General features: G+C 43.3%; 17 protein-coding genes. 1 reads left to right on the top strand and 16 read right to left on the bottom strand.

Annotated elements, in window-relative coordinates:
* Nucleotides 1-44: 44 nt before the first annotated feature.
* Nucleotides 45-443, bottom strand: a complete 399-nt coding sequence (locus CCS90_RS09735; protein WP_162846795.1) for a phasin family protein — start codon at nt 441-443, stop codon at nt 45-47.
* A 106-nt stretch (nt 444-549) separates the two neighbouring features.
* Between CCS90_RS09735 and CCS90_RS09740 the strand changes: the two genes are divergently transcribed.
* Nucleotides 550-1,314, top strand: a complete 765-nt coding sequence (locus CCS90_RS09740; protein WP_099019339.1) for a hypothetical protein — start codon at nt 550-552, stop codon at nt 1,312-1,314.
* Nucleotides 1,315-1,355: 41 nt separating this feature from the next.
* Here the strand turns inward: CCS90_RS09740 and lpxC are convergent, their stop codons facing one another.
* The 15 genes from lpxC to mraZ all read right to left on the bottom strand — a co-directional run bounded on the left by lpxC (nt 1,356) and on the right by mraZ (nt 17,522).
* Complete coding sequence (lpxC, locus tag CCS90_RS09745; RefSeq protein WP_099019340.1) at nt 1,356-2,267, bottom strand: UDP-3-O-acyl-N-acetylglucosamine deacetylase; 912 nt, start codon at nt 2,265-2,267, stop codon at nt 1,356-1,358.
* 268 nt (nt 2,268-2,535) lie between these two features.
* The gene (ftsZ, locus tag CCS90_RS09750; protein WP_099019341.1) at nt 2,536-3,714 is read right to left on the bottom strand and encodes a cell division protein FtsZ; all 1,179 of its coding nucleotides are present in this window, start codon (nt 3,712-3,714) and stop codon (nt 2,536-2,538) included.
* 51 nt (nt 3,715-3,765) lie between these two features.
* A complete protein-coding gene (gene ftsA / locus CCS90_RS09755) occupies nt 3,766-4,989 on the bottom strand; it encodes a cell division protein FtsA (protein WP_099019342.1) in 1,224 nt (407 codons plus the stop codon).
* A 2-nt stretch (nt 4,990-4,991) separates the two neighbouring features.
* Nucleotides 4,992-5,732, bottom strand: coding sequence for a cell division protein FtsQ/DivIB (locus CCS90_RS09760; RefSeq protein WP_099019343.1), 741 nt, complete (start codon nt 5,730-5,732; stop codon nt 4,992-4,994).
* Nucleotides 5,725-6,627, bottom strand: a complete 903-nt coding sequence (locus CCS90_RS09765; RefSeq protein ID WP_099019344.1) for a D-alanine--D-alanine ligase family protein — start codon at nt 6,625-6,627, stop codon at nt 5,725-5,727. Before CCS90_RS09765 ends, CCS90_RS09760 begins: the two co-directional genes overlap by 8 nt.
* Nucleotides 6,620-8,041 carry a UDP-N-acetylmuramate--L-alanine ligase gene (murC, locus tag CCS90_RS09770; protein WP_099019345.1) on the bottom strand — a complete coding sequence of 474 codons (1,422 nt, stop codon included), beginning with the start codon at nt 8,039-8,041 and terminating at the stop codon, nt 6,620-6,622. The genes CCS90_RS09765 and murC overlap by 8 nt, the downstream gene beginning before the upstream one ends.
* Nucleotides 8,038-9,084, bottom strand: coding sequence for an undecaprenyldiphospho-muramoylpentapeptide beta-N-acetylglucosaminyltransferase (gene murG / locus CCS90_RS09775; protein ID WP_099019346.1), 1,047 nt, complete (start codon nt 9,082-9,084; stop codon nt 8,038-8,040). Before murG ends, murC begins: the two co-directional genes overlap by 4 nt.
* Nucleotides 9,081-10,256 (bottom strand): putative lipid II flippase FtsW, encoded by a 1,176-nt coding sequence (gene ftsW / locus CCS90_RS09780; protein WP_099019347.1) that lies wholly within the window; start codon nt 10,254-10,256, stop codon nt 9,081-9,083. The genes murG and ftsW overlap by 4 nt, the downstream gene beginning before the upstream one ends.
* 4 nt (nt 10,257-10,260) lie before the next feature.
* Entirely contained in the window at nt 10,261-11,343 is a 1,083-nt protein-coding gene (gene mraY, locus CCS90_RS09785; RefSeq protein ID WP_099019348.1) for a phospho-N-acetylmuramoyl-pentapeptide-transferase, read from the bottom strand.
* Nucleotides 11,340-12,677 carry a UDP-N-acetylmuramoyl-tripeptide--D-alanyl-D-alanine ligase gene (locus CCS90_RS09790; RefSeq protein ID WP_099019349.1) on the bottom strand — a complete coding sequence of 446 codons (1,338 nt, stop codon included), beginning with the start codon at nt 12,675-12,677 and terminating at the stop codon, nt 11,340-11,342. Before CCS90_RS09790 ends, mraY begins: the two co-directional genes overlap by 4 nt.
* A complete protein-coding gene (locus CCS90_RS09795; protein WP_099019350.1) occupies nt 12,674-14,164 on the bottom strand; it encodes a UDP-N-acetylmuramoyl-L-alanyl-D-glutamate--2,6-diaminopimelate ligase in 1,491 nt (496 codons plus the stop codon). The genes CCS90_RS09790 and CCS90_RS09795 overlap by 4 nt, the downstream gene beginning before the upstream one ends.
* Nucleotides 14,154-15,872 (bottom strand): peptidoglycan D,D-transpeptidase FtsI family protein, encoded by a 1,719-nt coding sequence (locus CCS90_RS09800; RefSeq protein WP_099019351.1) that lies wholly within the window; start codon nt 15,870-15,872, stop codon nt 14,154-14,156. The genes CCS90_RS09795 and CCS90_RS09800 overlap by 11 nt, the downstream gene beginning before the upstream one ends.
* Nucleotides 15,869-16,138, bottom strand: a complete 270-nt coding sequence (gene ftsL, locus CCS90_RS09805) for a cell division protein FtsL (protein ID WP_099019352.1) — start codon at nt 16,136-16,138, stop codon at nt 15,869-15,871. The genes CCS90_RS09800 and ftsL overlap by 4 nt, the downstream gene beginning before the upstream one ends.
* Nucleotides 16,135-17,058 carry a 16S rRNA (cytosine(1402)-N(4))-methyltransferase RsmH gene (gene rsmH / locus CCS90_RS09810; protein WP_099019353.1) on the bottom strand — a complete coding sequence of 308 codons (924 nt, stop codon included), beginning with the start codon at nt 17,056-17,058 and terminating at the stop codon, nt 16,135-16,137. The genes ftsL and rsmH overlap by 4 nt, the downstream gene beginning before the upstream one ends.
* On the bottom strand, nt 17,058-17,522 hold the full coding sequence (gene mraZ / locus CCS90_RS09815; protein ID WP_211337006.1) for a division/cell wall cluster transcriptional repressor MraZ: 465 nt from the start codon (nt 17,520-17,522) through the stop codon (nt 17,058-17,060). Before mraZ ends, rsmH begins: the two co-directional genes overlap by 1 nt.
* Nucleotides 17,523-17,658 lie beyond the last annotated feature (136 nt).

Raw genomic sequence — 17,658 nt, forward strand, 5'->3', positions numbered from 1 at the left:
CTGGGGGACGAGGTACAAACTCGTGATTGAATAAAGTGCTTAAATTAAGCGGCTTTTTTGGTATCAATCTTTTTGATTTCTTTGATCAAAGTTTCAACACGTGTGCTCAAACCTTTTAAATCTTCAACTGTTGGTATATCTAATTTATTCAATGCAGTTTCAACTTTAGTTTCAAAAACATTTTCAATTTTATTGAATTGCTTGGTCGCCATGTTTTTGATGTTGTTGAATTTACCTTCAGCTTTGTTAGTCAGTTTATCTACAGATTTTTTAGATTTTTTCTCTACAGACTTACCTTCTTTCAATAATGTACCGTAAAATTTATTGGCTTCTTTAGAAACATTGCCATAAACTTTAGTGGCTTCTTTTTGTGCGATTGATACGACACCTAGGCCGGCCAATACCACGTTTTTTGCTGATTCTTTCATTTGTTTTGTATTCATGTGACACCTCATTAAGTTGTGTTTTATTGTTGATATGCGTATAGTAATCATAGGATGTAGAGTAAACACACTAAACCAATAATTAATTTAAAATAAATCTAAAATCATGAAAATATCCAACTGGCAAGACACCGATTCAACCTTCACTTTATCCATGACAGCTGACGAACTTGAATCTATTTGGGCTGAATTACATGCGGCAGACTTGGCGCCACTGCCTGAGAATGATTTATTGAATGCTTGGTTATTGTTTCACAACGGTCAATTTGCCAAGGCAGCCAAAGCAGGACTCAAATTAGGCGCAGATGGTACAGCTGTGGTGATCAGGTCAGTGGTGGCATATACCGATTACATTTGTGAAGATGATGACGAATGTGTTGATTTATTGGAACAAGCTTACCTACTGGGTGAAGCCGATTGTGACAAATCGGCTACATGTCAGTTTCCTACCGCCTTAGCCATGGGGAGATACTCTCAATCAATTTCCATCACCAAAGCGCTGGCCAAAGGATTGGGAGGAAAAGTTAAAAATTTATTGACTGATGTTTTGCACTCACAGCCCAACCATGCCGAAGCCCACCTAGCAATGGCCATGTACCATGCTGAAATCATAGATAAAGTTGGCGCCACATTGGGTGGACTGACTTATGGCGCAAAACCCAAAATAGCCTATCAACACATTGACCAAGCACTGGTATTGGTTCCCAATGCGATTAATTTAATTGAAGCAGGCAATGCTGTGTTGTTATTGAAAGGTGATAAAGGCATGAATGATGCCACGGCCTATTACGAAAGAGCGGCTGAAGTTAAACCTTTGGATGCGTTACAAGCGATGGATGTAGACTTTGCGGCTTCACAGTTAGAAGAATAATCTTTGGCTTTTATAAAGCCATGTTACTGACTGGGGATTATTTATGCCAACAAGCCAGCAGGTAACATCGATTCGGCTTTGTCTCGATTCGATGTAAAACTCACAATCTCATAAGCCGATTCATCAGCCAATAAGGCACGTGCCAATTCATTGTTTAAGTAATGACCCGATTTGTAGCCATGATAAGCGCCAATGATTGGATGACCCAATTGATAAATGTCACCAATGGCATCTAACAGTTTATGCCTGACAAATTCTGCTTCATAACGTAATCCATCATTATTTAACACCCGGTAATCATCTAAAACAATCGCATTGTCCATGCTACCACCCAAACCTAAATTGTTGTTGCGCAGCATTTCAATGTCGCGCATGAAACCGAAAGTCCGTGCACGAGAAATTTCTTTTACAAATGACTGAGTATTGAGGTCAATGTCGGCATGATTACAATGGTCTTCAAAGGCAGGATGATCAAACTCTATATCAAATGAGTACTTACTGCCGGAATAAGGTTGCAATGAAGCCGACTTATCATCTACTTCGATTTTAATTTCTTTTTTGATCTTAATGAATTTACGGGCGGCATTTTGTTCTTCCACGCCTGCAGACTGAATTAAAAACACAAATGGTCCGGCTGAACCGTCCATCACAGGAACTTCTGATGCACTTAAGTCAACATAGCAATTATCAATGTTCATGCCAGCGAAGGCCGCCATCAAATGTTCTACCGTGCCCACTTTAATACCATTCTTAATTAAAGTAGTGGACATACTGGTCTCACCGACATTAAGGGCATTGGCTTTGATAGAGAAAGGTCTTTTATAATCAACACGTCGAAAAACAATCCCTGTGTTAACCGGTGCTGGTTTTAATGTGATAAAAACTTTTTGTCCAGAATGTATTCCTACACCAGTGGCTCTGACTGTATTTTTTAATGTTCTTTGTGCAATCATAGGCGAATGATACTGTTACTGATCTCAATTTTTTGTGAATTGTATCACATGAACTGCGCTACAAACATGGGTTTTGTGGTATTTTTACAACGGTTGTGACATTTTTGCTACAGAAATAACAAGTATATAACTTTTACACCTGTATTCAGCCGTCCAAAATACATTTACAAAAGTTCAATACAGCCGGCCACCGGAGGAGTAGCCGACCGTATCAAAGTTTTAAGGCAATCTAATGGGTTGAATAATAGACGCCTTGGGAGGTAAACCCTTAATCCAACTGATTTCTAAGAAAGGTTGGAATGTCTAAGTAATCATCACTTTCTACAGCTGGCTTGTTATCCCTTAAGTGGTCAACCACAGCATGACCAGTTGCTTGCGTGGGTTCGTTGTCGATCACATCATCACGCGTGGCACGGATCGGCTGTTCAATCCGATTATTGGTCGCATTACGTACGATCTCAACTGACTTGAACTGTTTTTGTTTGGCTGCTGTTTTATTCAGCCCTGTCGCAACCACAGTCACCCTGACTTCATCTTTCATGTCCATATCAATCGAAGTACCAACCACTACAGTGGCTTCATCTGAGGCATATTCCTTGATTAAATCACCGATTTCCTCATACTCACCAATGGTCATATCCATACCAGCCGTGATGTTAACCAAAACACCATTGGCACCATGCATGTCTATATCTTCCAACAAAGGAGAATTCATTGCCAATTCAGTCGCCTGAGCTGCACGGTCATCGCCTTTACCAGAACCTGAACCCATCATGGCCATACCCATTTCTGACATCACAGTCTTCACATCAGCGAAATCAACATTGACCAAACCGGGACAGGTGATTAATTCAGCAATGCCTTGAACGGCACCCTGTAGTACATCATTGGCAGCTTTAAAAGCATTCAGTAATGTCACATCACGCCCAAAATGTGTCAGTAATTTGGCATTTGGGATGGTGATTAAAGAATCAACATGTTGCTCCAAATCTTGAATACCTTTGTTGGCCACATCCATACGACGCTTGCCTTCAAAAGGAAATGGCTTGGTCACTACGGCGACCGTTAAAATACCCATTTCTTTGGCGATTTGAGCAATCACCGGCGCTGCACCGGTTCCGGTACCACCGCCCATACCTGCTGTGATAAAGACCATATCAGTATTGGCCAAGCATTCTTTCAACCTTTCAGTGTCTTCAAGTGCTGCTTGTCGTCCCACTTCAGGATTGGCTCCTGCTCCCAATCCTTTGGTGACATTTTGACCAATGCGCACCACATTTCTGCAGTTGGTTTTCTCCAATGCTTGCATGTCTGTATTGGCGCAAATAAATTCAACACCATCAATATCAGCATCTACCATTTGTTGTACGGTGTTACCACCGCCACCACCGACACCAATTACCTTGATGACAGCTCCTGTATCTTCAGTTTCCATTAATTCAAACATTATATATACCTCCGGTTAATTATTATTTTTTCAGCAACACTTCGGAATTCCTCAGTAATCACCTAAAAACCACTTTTTAAACTTTTGGAACCAACCTTCTGACTCCAATACACTGTCAGTAACAAAATCTGTGTTACCGCCATACTGTAATAACCCCACACCAGTGGCATGAACGGGGTTATTAACCACTTCTTTTAAACCCGCCACATCGACGGGGACGCCGAGGCGAACAGGTACGTGAAATACCTCTTCTGCCAATTCAACAGCACCCTCCATTCGCGCAGCACCACCTGTTAATACAATACCTGCAGCTATCAAATCGATGTATCCACTGCGTTGTAAATCAGCTTGCACTAAACTAAATAATTCTTCATACCTAGGTTCAACCACTTCAGCCAAGGTTTGTCTGGCCAACCTTCTGGGCTGACGATCACCGACACTGGGCACTGAAATGGTTTCTTCAGGGGATGCCAATTGTCGCAAAGCACATGCATATTTCAATTTAATGTCTTCAGCATGTTGGGTTGGCGTTCGCATAGAGACGGCAATGTCATTGGTGACTTGGTCACCCGCAATTGGTATGGCCGACACATGTCTAATGGCTCCTTGGGTAAATACGGCGATGTCAGTTGTTCCAGCACCAATGTCCACCATACAAACACCCAATTCTTTTTCATCATCTGTCAATACAGCTGTAGATGATGCCAGTTGCTCTACGATCATTTGATCAATCGATAAGCCGCAACGGGCCACACATTTGGCAATGTTCTGTGCCGCACTTTCAGACCCTGTAATTAAATGAACCCTGGCTTCCAACCTCACTCCAGACATGCCAATCGGGTGCCTGATACCATCTTGTCCATCAATCACATATTCTTGCGGCAACACATGCAGAACCTTTTGATCATTTGGAATGGGCACGGCCTTGGCAGCATCCAATACTTTTTCTACGTCGTTTTTAGTCACTTCCTTGTCTTTGATTGCCACAATGCCATCTGAGTTGATACTGCGAATGTGACTTCCCGCTATACCCACATAAACCGATTGGATTTCACAACCGGCCATCAATTCTGCTTCTTCAATGGCCCTTTTGATTGATTGCACGGTTGATTCGATGTCAACCACCACACCTCTTTTCAAGCCTCTTGATGGTGATGAGCCAATGCCTACCACCTCAATTGAGCCATCAGCATGGTGCTCACCAACGATGGCCACTACTTTGGATGTACCAATATCCAGACCAACTTGTAATTTTGTTTCGTTTCTTTTCGCCATTTTTATCCCATTTCACCCTGGTTGAATGACACTTTCTTATCTGTCAATCCATTTTCTTCGCGCCAACGAACCACATAGCCGTTGCTGTACCTTAAATCCACCCTCGCTGGTAGACGTTCTGAAGCCAATAACAATTGATCCCATGTTTCAGCCAAGCGCAATATCCTGGCTTCATGTTTTTCCGTACCCAGCAAAACCTCTAAGCCATTTCGCAAAATCAATCGCCAATCGCCACGTCCATCTACATGCGCTTCACTGATTTCATAACCTACTGGTTGCAACAATTGATTGAAGCGATTGAAATCTTCCAAGGTGACTTTTGAATCTTCGGTCAATCCGAAAATTCTTGGCAACGCTTTCAAATGATCGACCGCATCGACCTGGAAGACCTCACCAGTTTGATTCAATAAATCCTTACCGTTCCAGATAGCCGTGGCTTGGTGTTCTTTGATGGTTATCTTTAATGTATCTGGCCATTGTTTAACCACGTGGGCGTATTTAACCCATGGCATGGACTCAATGTTCTGCTTAACTTGTTCGGCATCCAGTCTAAAAAAGGACCTTTCAGGAGTTTTCGCAACCATTAATCTTAATTGCTCTGAAGTAATTCGGTCATAGTCAGCGGCCACTTCTAATTGTGTGATGCGCCATCGGTCTGATTGAATCAATCCACTCATCATCGCCACCACCAGTAACAACACCAGCAAACTGAATATAACGGTTAATTGCATTGATTTAGACATCAGTCACCTCACTGCCTTGCAATATTTCACTCACCAATTGATCAAACGTCCAACCATGTACTTTTGCGGCCTTAGGTAACAAACTGCTGGTGGTCATTCCTGGTGTGGTATTGGCTTCTAAAAACCACCTGTTTCCATCAACATCAACGATGAAATCAATTCGACACCAGCCACTTAAATGCATCACTTCATAAGCCTTTAAAGCATCTTGCTGTAAGGCCTTTTGCCATGACATTGGAATGTTGGCTGGACACTGGTATTTTGTGGTTTGGCTGTTGTATTTGGCTTGGTAATCATACAACTCACTGGCCGGCTGTATGCTAACAACGGGTAACACCTGTCCATTGACGATGCCTACCGTACATTCAGTTCCTTCTATAAAAGTCTCAACCAAGACTTCATCTGAGACTTCCAAGCTTTTATTCACAGCATCCATTAAGTCAGCTTGATTGTCTGCTTTGAATAAACCCACACTGGAACCTTCGCAGGCTGGTTTGATAATCCATGCACTTTCATTGTCCGTCCTTAAATCATTGGCCTTTTTCAACAATTGGCTCTTAGGCGTCATTAATCCTGCACCTTCAACCAATGTTTTTGCCAAGTCTTTGTGCCAACTGACACTGGCACCTACATAGTTACATGAAGTCGACGCATACCCTTCTTTATTTAACCAAGCTGCCAGTTGTCCGTCCTCACCATCGGCACCATGCAGCACGTTAAAAACCACATCAATATTAGCTTTAGACATGCTTTTCAGTGCATCAATGTCATTCACTTGGGTCACATGATGTCCTAAATTTTCAAGGGCTTGACTGACTGCTTTTCCACTGTTTAAAGAGACCTCCTTTTCAGCACTGAAGCCACCCATCAATACGACCACTTTTAAATCACTCATGCTGACCTCCTTGTGTCATATTCTGGATTAAAGTGCCGATATTTCCTGCGCCCAACATCAAGACCACATCGCCATTCTCAAGCACATGCCCCAAGGATTCTGGAACGGCGTTGATGTCATTGACATACACTGGATCCAGTTTTCCTCTGTTTCTTACGCTTCGACACAAGTCATTTGATGTTGCTCCCGAAATGATCTCCTCACCTGCAGGGTACACTTCACTCATCAGCAGCAAATCAACTTGACTCAATACTTCCGCAAAATCATCGAACAGGTCTCTGGTTCTGCTGTACCTGTGTGGCTGAAACACCACGACCAATCTGGAATCGGTCCAACCAGACCGGCAGGCACTGATAGCCGCAGCCAATTCAGTTGGGTGATGGGCATAGTCATCGATCAAGGTGAATGATTTACCATTCAATTTTTGATCTGTGTATATATTGAAACGCCTACCCACACCATCAAAATGGCCCAATGCCTGCTGCATGGCAGCTAAATCAACATCCAGCTCCAAACCTATGGCAATGGCTGCCAATGCATTCAAAACATTGTGCTTACCAGGTAGGTTTAATTTTACTTTTTTCATCACCAACTGATCATTGATCACCACGTCAAACCACATGTCTTGACGGATTTGGGTGAGGTTTATTGCCCTGATTTGAGCCCGCTCAGACAAGCCATAAGTAATTTGGTGACGTGAAATCTTTTGTGACAAGTTGTAGACATGATCGTCGTCCACACACAACACGGTTACACCATAAAACGGCACTCGATGTAAAAATGTAGCAAATGACTGTTTCAACTGATCAATGTCATTGTCAAACGTCTCCATATGGTCTTCGTCTATATTGGTGACCACTGCCATAACAGGTTGGAGCAACTGGAACGAACCATCAGACTCATCAGCCTCAGCCACCAAGTATTCACTGGTACCTAATCCCGCATTGGTCCCTGCTGCATTCAGCAGCCCGCCAATGACGAATGTTGGATCCAAACCGGCTTCGGCCAAAACACTGGCAATTAAGCTGGTGGTGGTGGTTTTACCATGGGTACCTGCCACTGCAATACCAATTTTGAACCGCATCAACTCAGCCAACATTTCTGCACGAGTTAACACAGGTATTTGTGCAGCCCTGGCCGCTTTAAGTTCACAATTATTGTCTTTGATCGCAGATGAGTACACCACCACATCTGCCATCTCAACCTGTGCGGCATCATGACCGATATAAACTTTAATGCCCATTTGTAGCAAACGGTCTGTCACTTTACTTTGATTCATGTCAGAGCCACTGACAGCAAAATCCAAGTTATGCAACACTTCGGCAATCCCAGACACACCAGACCCACCCACGCCAATTAAATGGATGCGTTTCATGCGACTGGCAAATTTATGTTCAGGGTTCAAATAGCTCATTTGACTGCCTCTTCACAGTAAAAGGCTATGGCATCAGCCACATGCGTTTTTTTGATTTTAGCCAATGCCAATTGCATTTCATTTCTCTTGCCTAAATCCAATATAGATTCAAACTTATTCAAGAATGATTCGTCAGATTCATTTTCCTGCCAAATCAAGGCGGCCTTTTTATTGACCAAACTCATGGCATTGTGTGTTTGATGGTCATCAACCGCATGAGGATATGGCACGAAAATGGTGGGAATTCCAACGGTAGAAACTTCGGCCACTGTCAAAGCACCTGCCCGACAAACACAAACATCCGCCCATTGATAAACTGCTGCCATATTTTGTATAAATTCTTGTAAGTCAATATCCTGAGCCATCTCACCATAAGCGGTTTCGGTCATGCGAAATTTATCTCGGCCACATTGGTGCTTAATTTTGATGTCTCCGGATTTAACCCAATTGGCCAGCATAGAGGGCATTCTGGTGTTTAAGGTCTGTGCTCCAAGAGAGCCGCCCAAAATCAATACATTGATGGGTTTAACCCGTTCATAATTTTTAATGATTTTCTCAATACTGTCACGCACAGGATTACCAACCCAGCGAGATGAATACTGGCCATTCAAATCAAATCCAGTCATCACCAATTCGGCCTTTTTGGCCAGGCTTCTATTGGTCATACCGAAAACACTGTTTTGTTCATGGACTATCAGCTTTGTTCGACATAGCTTGGTAGCAAAACCACCTGGGGCCGCCACATATCCTCCCATGCTGATGGCAGCGTCAATGTTGTGCTTAACAAAGAACTTCTTCGCTTGATAAATGCCCTTGAGCAACCTGAATGGCATGGTCAACATGCCAATGATACCTTTACCTCGCAATGGCTTGATTGGCAACAATGTCAAAGCGATCCCATGTTGTTTAACAATGCGTTCTTCCATGCCACCTTTGGCACCCAACCAAAATAGACTGTGACCTTTTTTCTGTAGCGCTTTGGCCACTGCAATTCCAGGAAAAATATGTCCACCTGTGCCACCAGCCATGATTGCAAAATTCATACTTTCGACTCCTTTTTCGAGACGCGGTAATTGAGCTTGCGGTTTTCAAATGAGATTCTGAAAACCACGGCCAAGGCAATGATGTTCATCATAATGGCACTACCACCTGAAGAGATAAACGGTAAGGTCAATCCTTTGGTTGGTAACAATCCCAAATTAACACCCATACTTAAAAATGCCTGTAACGCCATCCAAACAGCTATTCCAGTACACATAAAACCAGCAAACTCATTGCCATTGTCAAAGGCATTCCTCGCTATTTTGAAAATTCGATAAATCATCAAAACGAATAAGGCGATCATGGCCAAAACACCAATGAATCCCATCTCTTCTGCATACACAGCGAAAATAAAATCAGTATGTGCTTCAGGCAAGTAAAATAATTTCTGTACGCTAGAACCAATGCCGACACCCGAAATTTCGCCCCTACCAATCGCAATCAATGCTTGGATTAATTGAAAACCTGCATTGTATGGGTCTTGCCATGGGTCAACAAAATTCACCAGCCTTTTAACTCGATAAGGTTCAGCCCAAGCAATGACGGCCATGGCAGAACCTGCCAATAAACTGATAACCGATAAATCTCGGTACCTGGCTCCTGCAATGTAAATCATGATCAAAGTGATGATCATCAACAAGGCAGCAGAACCAAAATCAGGTTGGACCAACAACAATCCGGCTATCACCACCACCATAACCAATGGTTTCAACACACCTAACATCGAATGTTGGATGCTTTTTTTGTGTTTAACCACATAAGCAGCCAATGACATGATCAATGCCAATTTCACCGCTTCAACCACTTGGAATCTTGAAACGCCTAGATTTATCCATCTTTTTGCACCATTGACTTCAACACCAATCCCAGGAATCAACACCATGACCAATGACAAAACACCCAATATCAAAGCAGGACGAGACAATCGATTCATCCAATCAGAAGATATATTCATCATGATCAAGGCACAACCACCGCCCAAACCAATGAACAACAAATGCCGTTTGAAGTAATACAAAGAATCATGAATGGTATTTTCAGCCACGGCTATGGAAGACGATGCAACCATGACTGCGCCAATTGACAACAAAGAAATAAATGCCACAGCCAGCCACCCGTCCACGCCTACCGTGTACCAATTGACTTTAACTATTTTTTGATTCTTTTGTGTCACTGTATTATCTGATTTTTAATGTTGCTAAGCCGATCAAGACCAAAATGATAGAAATAATCCAAAAACGAACGATGACCTTGGGTTCAGCCCACCCTTTCAATTCAAAGTGATGGTGGATTGGTGCCATTCTAAATATGCGTTTACCTGTTAACTTAAATGAAGCCACTTGTAAGATGACTGAAACAGTCTCCATCACAAATACACCGCCCATGATAAAGAAGACGAATTCTTGCCTGGTGACAAATGCCACCAAACCCAAAGCGGCGCCCAAGGCCAATGCGCCCACATCTCCCATAAATACTTGCGCTGGGTAGGTATTGAACCAAAGAAACCCTAACCCTGAACCGGCTATGGCTGCACAGAAAATAGTCATTTCACCGGTACCAGGTATGAATGGCAATAACAAGTAATCTGAAATAACCGCATTGCCAGATACATAGGCAAAAATGCCTAAAGCAGTGCCAACCAAAACCGTAGGCATGATAGCCAAACCATCTAAACCATCGGTTAAATTGACCGCATTGCTTGACCCAACAATCACAAAATAGCCCAATGGTATAGCCAAAAGCCCCAATTCCCAGTTGTAATCACTGATGGCTGGTATCACCAATTGCGTGGTGATGCTTTCATGTCCATACTGATACAAGTACAGCACGGCGATGATGGCCACAATAGACTGAAAACTGTATTTCCAACGGGCGGCCAAACCAGCGGAACTTTTTAAATGAATTTTTTTGTAGTCATCAACCCAACCGATGAGCCCAAAGCCAAACAACACAAACAAACTGAGCCAAATGTATTGATTAGATAAGTCACCCCACAATAAAGTGGTCATGATGATGATGGCCAATATCATGGCACCACCCATGGTTGGCGTACCTTGCTTTGACAAGTGGGATTCTGGGCCCAAGCTCCTGACTTGTTGACCAATCTGTTTAATTTGCAATGTTTTTATGAACCAAGGGCCTAAAAACAATGACAAAAGCAATGCAGTCAATGCAGCCATGATGGCTCTGAATGTTAAGTACCCAAACAAGTTCAAGCTTGAATACTGATCACTGAAATGTTGTGCCAACCAATAAATCACTGTTTATCTCCACCTACAATTGCGTTAACCACACGTTCCATCTTCATACTTCTGGACCCTTTAACCAATATGGTTCCATGCTCAAATTTTTTATTTTGCAAATGTGCCACCAAGGTTTCTACTTGATCAAAAACTTTACATTGCGCTTCATGGCCCTGACAAACTGCAGCAGCAAATTCTCCAACTGCCCATATTTCATCCACCCCATTGCTGATGGCATAATTGCCAACATTGGCATGCATTTGGACTGATTCATGTCCCAATTCAGCCATGTCACCGACAATCAGAGTGGTTGGTTTAGCTTGGTTTTTCAACACATCAATGGCTGCATTGACGGATGCAGGATTGGCGTTATAACTGTCGTCAATCACTTGTAAGTGATCTGACAGTTTCATTAAATTCAGTCGCCCTGATTCTGGGGTGAATTGCATCAAACCTTGAGTGACTTCTTCTGCCTTCACACCCAAAGACATGGCCATGGCCGTCACGGCACATGCATTGAGGTAATTATGATGACCCAAAACCGGCAGTTTCACAGAAAAAACATCGCCAGTTTGGGTTTTGATCGCATAACCCTCTTTGTTTTCAAACAAACGATAGTCAGATTCTACTGACTCACCAAATGTAATAAATGGCGATTGCAACCCTTGTTTCCACTGCACTGCATATGGACTGTCTTGGTTGATAACGGCCAAAGCTTGTGCGCTGAGGGCTTGGTATATTTCACCCTTTCCTTTGGCCACATTGTCTTGGCTGCCAAACCGACCCACATGCGCTTGACTGACATTGGTGATTACGGCCATCTGTGGCTGCGCCATTTCAGTCAGAAATTCAATGTCACCAAGTTGTGCAGCACCCATTTCTATCACTGCAAAATCATCTGACCTGCTGATCGACAACAAGGTCAACGGCACACCTATTTCATTGTTGAGATTGCCTTGGGTTGCCATACACTGGTTGTTTTGGCTTAACACCGAATACAACATATTTTTCACTGTTGTTTTGCCATTCGATCCAGTGATTCCAATGACCTTGACGCCTGTTTGTTTCACCCAAGCGGATGCCAAAGCTTGTAAAGCTTGCAAACTGTCCTCACAAATAATCTGCGGCACATCGACTTCAACTGCCGATGACACCAGCACAGCTGCGGCTCCTTGGTTGGCTGCCTGTTGACAAAATGCGTGACCATCTACTCGGGCTCCTTTGAGTGCTACAAATAATTTACCCTGGCAATCTGCCCTTGAATCAATTTCCACCCCTTGTATCCGGGCTTCTTTCCCCACAAGGCTGCCGCCAACGATGGCCGCGACTTGATGTAAGTTCATCTGAATCATAAGCCCACCTGCATGATGTCTTTAATCACAGCCATGTCATTAAAATGTAACAACTCACCGTTCACTTCTTGTGTTGACTCATGGCCTTTTCCAGCCAACAAAATGATGTCACCACGCTGGCTCTTGTCAATCACATAAGTGATGGCTTGTTTTCGGTCACTGATGACATGGGGTTTGGTTTGCATACCAAATTCAATATCAGCCAAAATCTGGCCTGATGATTCGAACCGTGGATTGTCATCAGTTAAAATGACATGGTCTGCATAAGTTTCTGCAATCGCTCCCATCATCGGTCGCTTGCCCTTGTCTCGATTCCCGCCGCAACCAAAAACACACCATAAATCATTTTTCACGTGTGCCTTCAATGCCTTTAATACTTGTTCAAGTGCATCGGGCGTGTGGGCATAATCTACAACCACAATTGATCCATTTGAATTGATGTCAATTCGATTCATTCTGCCTGGGACTGGATTTAAATTTTGTACCACCGGCTGCAATGCTTCCAGTGAATAGCCCATGGCATGCAAAGCCGCCAAAACCGCCATGGTGTTTTCAACATTGAACTGCCCCAATAAACTGGTTTGGAATGCCAAGCTCTGAGTTGCATGGTGTAATTTAAAAGCAATGCCTTCAGGTAAAAGTTTGATCTGACTGGCCAAAAAGTCCGCAGCCTTGTTATGGATGCCATAGGTCAAAACATGCTGATCACACAATGCACCCTTAGCCCAATCTCGAGCGTATGAATCATCCAGGTTTAACACCATGTTCTTCGCTGAAAATTCAGTGAATAATTTCAATTTAGTGGCCGCATAAGACTTCATGGTCTTGTGGTAATCCAAATGATCCCGGCTTAAATTGGTATACAAAGCATTTTCAACTTTGGTACCAACAAACCTATTTTGATCCAAAGCGTGGGATGAAACTTCAATACAAACATGAGCGAAGCCTTGTGCCAGCATTTGCGCCAAATTCTTTTGTATTTCAATTGCCGAGGGCGTGGTATTTTGTAAAGTTCGCATTGAATCAACATCACCGACACCCAATGTTCCAATGTATCCAGTCTTTACACCCAATTGTTCCAATGCATGCATCATCAACCATGCCGTCGATGTTTTTCCATTGGTACCAGTAACCGCTGTGACTTTTAAGTGATCACTCGGTTTGCCATAAAAACAACTGGCCAACTGCCCCAGTTGATCACTGAGGTTTGCCACTTCAATCACTGGAATTTTCAAGGGTTTTTGACGACCCACAGAGGCCGCCCTTGCAACTTTAACGGGTTCTGCAATCACCGCCACTGCCCCGGCTCTTTCAGCCTGGTATGCATAATCCATGCCATGAACATTGAACCCAGATAAGGCAATGAACACATCGCCTGCTTGAACAGCTCGATTGTCCAACTTCAAATCAGCAACAACAATGGAATCATCTTTATAATCGACAGCGAGCCACTTGAGTAATTGTTGAAGTGTCACTTTATTGACCATCAACCACCTCCTCAGTATCTGTGGCTGCAATCAACGTTCGATTAACTTGGTCAGCGGGTACGTTCAACAAACGCAATCCCGTTTTCATGATTTCGGTGAATACGGGAGCTGCAACCAAACCACCATAATAAGCTTCGCCTTGAGGGTTGTTGATACTGACTGCCACCACAAGCCTTGGAGAGGATACGGGAGAAAAACCAACAAATGACGACATGTATTTATCTGAATACCCACCATTTTCTGCAATCCTGGCCGTTCCTGTTTTACCCGCCACGCTGTAATTTGGAATGAATGCTTTGTGACCTTCATTGTCATTAACTACATGCGACAACATATCAGTTAATTGTCTGGCAATCATCGGATCAATAATGGCCTTGTCTTCATTGATGTTGCCTTTAATAAAGGTTGGTGCACGGTAGCGTCCTTGGTTGGCAAAAACCGAATAGGCCGTTGCCAATTGTAAAGTGGTGACTGATAAATTGTAGCCTCGTGACAGCGCCGCATGATCGGCGGTTCTCCAGCGCTCATGATGTGGCAAATATCCAGCCGACTCACCCATAAAACCACTGCCTGAAGATTGACCATAACCAAAACGATGATAAACGTCCCACAGGTGTTCTTTACCTAAACCTAAAACCAACTTAGCCACACCAATGTTGCTGGACTTGACCAATATATCGACCAAACTCAGTTCGCCATAATCCCGGAAATCATGAATCACAAAACCATCAACCTCATACTCACCAGGCGAAGTATCCACGACCGATTGCGGCGTATATTCAGCACTTTCCAAAGCTGCAACAACCGCAAATGGCTTCATCACTGAACCTGGCTCATAGATGTCAGTGACTGATCGGTTGCGCAAGCCTTCGTTATTTTCCTTGGTGCCATTGGGGTTGAACGAAGGTTGATTGACCATCGCCAATATTTCTCCTGTTTTGACATCCAATACCACCGCAGAACCTGAAGTGGCTCGGTGCTTGTACACCGCTTTTTTTAATTCCAGATAAGCCGCATACTGTAACCTTCTGTCTATACTGAGGTGCAAATCCTTGCCCGGTTTTGCTGGTTCAAGTTCATCGACATCAATGTCAGCAACCACTTGACCTAACAGGTCTTTTACCACCGTCTTTTTACCAGATGTTCCGGTTAACCAATTGTCATAAGTTCGTTCCAATCCTTCTTGGCCGACATCTTCAACATCGGTGAACCCGACGACATTGGCTAAGATTTCACCGGCTGGATAAAATCGCTTGAATTCCGTTCTGAACACCACGCCATTCATGTTCAAGGCCTTCACCGAATCTGCCAACATGGGAGTAATTCGTCTCTTGATGTATAAAAACTGTCGGTCTTTTCTTGATGTAATGATCTGCTTCAGTTCATCGGCATTCAAGTCCAACACTTCAGCCAATTGCTCAACTTTACTGAATTGATCCAATAATTTCCCTGGCACTATACCAACAGAGACCATAGCCGTGCTTAATGCCAAAGGTTCCCCATTGCGGTCATAGATTGAACCTCTTGAAACCGGTATTTCAACTTCTCTGACATGTCTTTTCTCACCTTGGGACTGATAAAACTCGGCACCCCTTACCTGGATGGAAAAAGCGCGAACCACAACAACCACAAAACAACAAAGCAAAAAAGCCATCACAATGGCTATCCTTAAACTTATATTGACTTGTTTGTTTTGTGATTTTTTCATCTTGTTATGACCAAAATCTGTTCTTCATCTGGCATTTTCATGCTCAATTGTTCCCGTGCCACTTTTTCAATTCGATTGTTTGCCACCAAAGTCGACTTTTCAATTTGTAACCTGGCCCACTCAGCATTGATGTCCAGTTTTTGTTTTTCAATTTTTTGCGTGGCAGCAAATAGTTTTCTGGTTTCATTTTGATAATAGACATAACCAACCAACAACCAAATCAGCACCAATATCAGTACAGCCGTCATTCCGCTCTGAATATTCATATTTTTTCAGCCACCCTCATGATTGCGCTTCTGGCTCGGATGTTTTCATCATGATCCACTGCCTTAATGGGCTTGCCTAAAATTTTCAAATCAGGTTGTTTGGCATTCTCAGGAATCACTGGCATGCGCCGGTCAACCTTTTCTGGCAACGATTGCTTTCTCATAAACCTTTTTGCCAAGCGATCCTCTAATGAATGGAAACTGATGACCACCAATCGACCACCCGATTTCAGCAAGTCAACACTGAGGGGCAAAACCCTTTCCACCTGACCCAACTCATCATTGATAAAAATTCGGATGGCTTGAAAGACTCGGGTTGCTGGGTTTTTCTTGTCTTTATAACTGGGTCGATTGACCTTTTTGACCACTTCAACCAAATCAAAGGTTGTCTTCAATTGTGCTTCTTCTCTGCTGGCTACAATTTCTCTGGCAATCCTTCCTGCATTTTTTTCTTCGCCATAACGCCAAAACACACGCTTCATTTCATCTGCCGATGCAGCATTCAACCACTCCGCAGCTGTCATGCCCGACTGATTATCCATGCGCATATCCAAAGGCCCATCCTGCTGGAAACTAAAACCCCTTTCTGCTTGGTCGATTTGTGGTGACGAAACACCAAAATCAAACAAGATGCCGTCAAATTCATTGTTGTTCGCCAGTAAAGTCGTTAAAACTTGCTCAAAAGATCCCGGATGTAAAGTCACACGAGCATCGGCAGCAGCCAAAGTCTCAGCCACAGCAATGGCTTCAGGGTCACAATCAACCACATCCAACCGGCCATTTTCAGACAGTACTGACAATATCATCTGGCTGTGTCCGCCGCGACCAAAAGTGGCGTCTAAGTATCGTCCATCAGATTTCACAGCAAGGGCTTCTACTGCCTGACCAAGTAGAACGGATTGATGCAATGATTGATTCATCACAACACCAATGTCTTCATGGAATCAGAAACTTCACCATTCATGGCAGGCACTTGATGCCTGGTTTTGTGTAAAGCGTCTTCATTCCAAATTTCAAACTTGTTGCCTAAGCCCAACATCACGACCCGTTTTTCCATGGATGCCACCTGACGCTGAGTAATTGGCAACAAAATCCTTGAACCTTTATCAGGAACCACATGAAAGGCACTACCAACCAACCGCCTTTGTAAAGCTCGGTGCATTGGATCAAAGGTACTCAGGGACATCACAGAATCACGTACTTTTTCCCATTCATGCTGTGGATACAACCACAAAGAGTCGTTTTCATAGGCGTTGTAGGTAAGTACCAGGCGATTATCGCAGGCGTCACTAATCGGTTCGCGATACATAGAAGGTATCGCCAACCGGCCTTTAACGTCTAAATTTAATGCTATTTCACCGTAAAACACTACTTTATCCCACAAAAATACTACTTAACTCCACAATTATGCACTTTATGATTAAAACCCTGCTAAGTCAAGCATCAAATAGGAAAAAAGCAATAGAATCAATAACTTATACAATATATTGCTTTAAGAAACAGCTGTAAGTTATTGATAT

The sequence above is a fragment of the Marinicella litoralis genome (assembly GCF_002591915.1).
In the GTDB taxonomy this organism is placed as follows: Bacteria; Pseudomonadota; Gammaproteobacteria; order Xanthomonadales; family Marinicellaceae; genus Marinicella; species Marinicella litoralis.

Coding starts and splice junctions, on each gene's coding strand:
- CCS90_RS09735 (WP_162846795.1), bottom strand. CDS start 443: ATGAATACAAAACAAATGAAAGAATCAGCAAAAAACGTGGTATTGGCC.
- CCS90_RS09740 (WP_099019339.1), top strand. CDS start 550: ATGAAAATATCCAACTGGCAAGACACCGATTCAACCTTCACTTTATCC.
- lpxC (WP_099019340.1), bottom strand. CDS start 2,267: ATGATTGCACAAAGAACATTAAAAAATACAGTCAGAGCCACTGGTGTA.
- ftsZ (WP_099019341.1), bottom strand. CDS start 3,714: ATGTTTGAATTAATGGAAACTGAAGATACAGGAGCTGTCATCAAGGTA.
- ftsA (WP_099019342.1), bottom strand. CDS start 4,989: ATGGCGAAAAGAAACGAAACAAAATTACAAGTTGGTCTGGATATTGGT.
- CCS90_RS09760 (WP_099019343.1), bottom strand. CDS start 5,732: ATGTCTAAATCAATGCAATTAACCGTTATATTCAGTTTGCTGGTGTTG.
- CCS90_RS09765 (WP_099019344.1), bottom strand. CDS start 6,627: ATGAGTGATTTAAAAGTGGTCGTATTGATGGGTGGCTTCAGTGCTGAA.
- murC (WP_099019345.1), bottom strand. CDS start 8,041: ATGAGCTATTTGAACCCTGAACATAAATTTGCCAGTCGCATGAAACGC.
- murG (WP_099019346.1), bottom strand. CDS start 9,084: ATGAATTTTGCAATCATGGCTGGTGGCACAGGTGGACATATTTTTCCT.
- CCS90_RS09790 (WP_099019349.1), bottom strand. CDS start 12,677: ATGATTCAGATGAACTTACATCAAGTCGCGGCCATCGTTGGCGGCAGC.
- CCS90_RS09795 (WP_099019350.1), bottom strand. CDS start 14,164: ATGGTCAATAAAGTGACACTTCAACAATTACTCAAGTGGCTCGCTGTC.
- CCS90_RS09800 (WP_099019351.1), bottom strand. CDS start 15,872: ATGAAAAAATCACAAAACAAACAAGTCAATATAAGTTTAAGGATAGCC.
- ftsL (WP_099019352.1), bottom strand. CDS start 16,138: ATGAATATTCAGAGCGGAATGACGGCTGTACTGATATTGGTGCTGATT.
- rsmH (WP_099019353.1), bottom strand. CDS start 17,058: ATGAATCAATCATTGCATCAATCCGTTCTACTTGGTCAGGCAGTAGAA.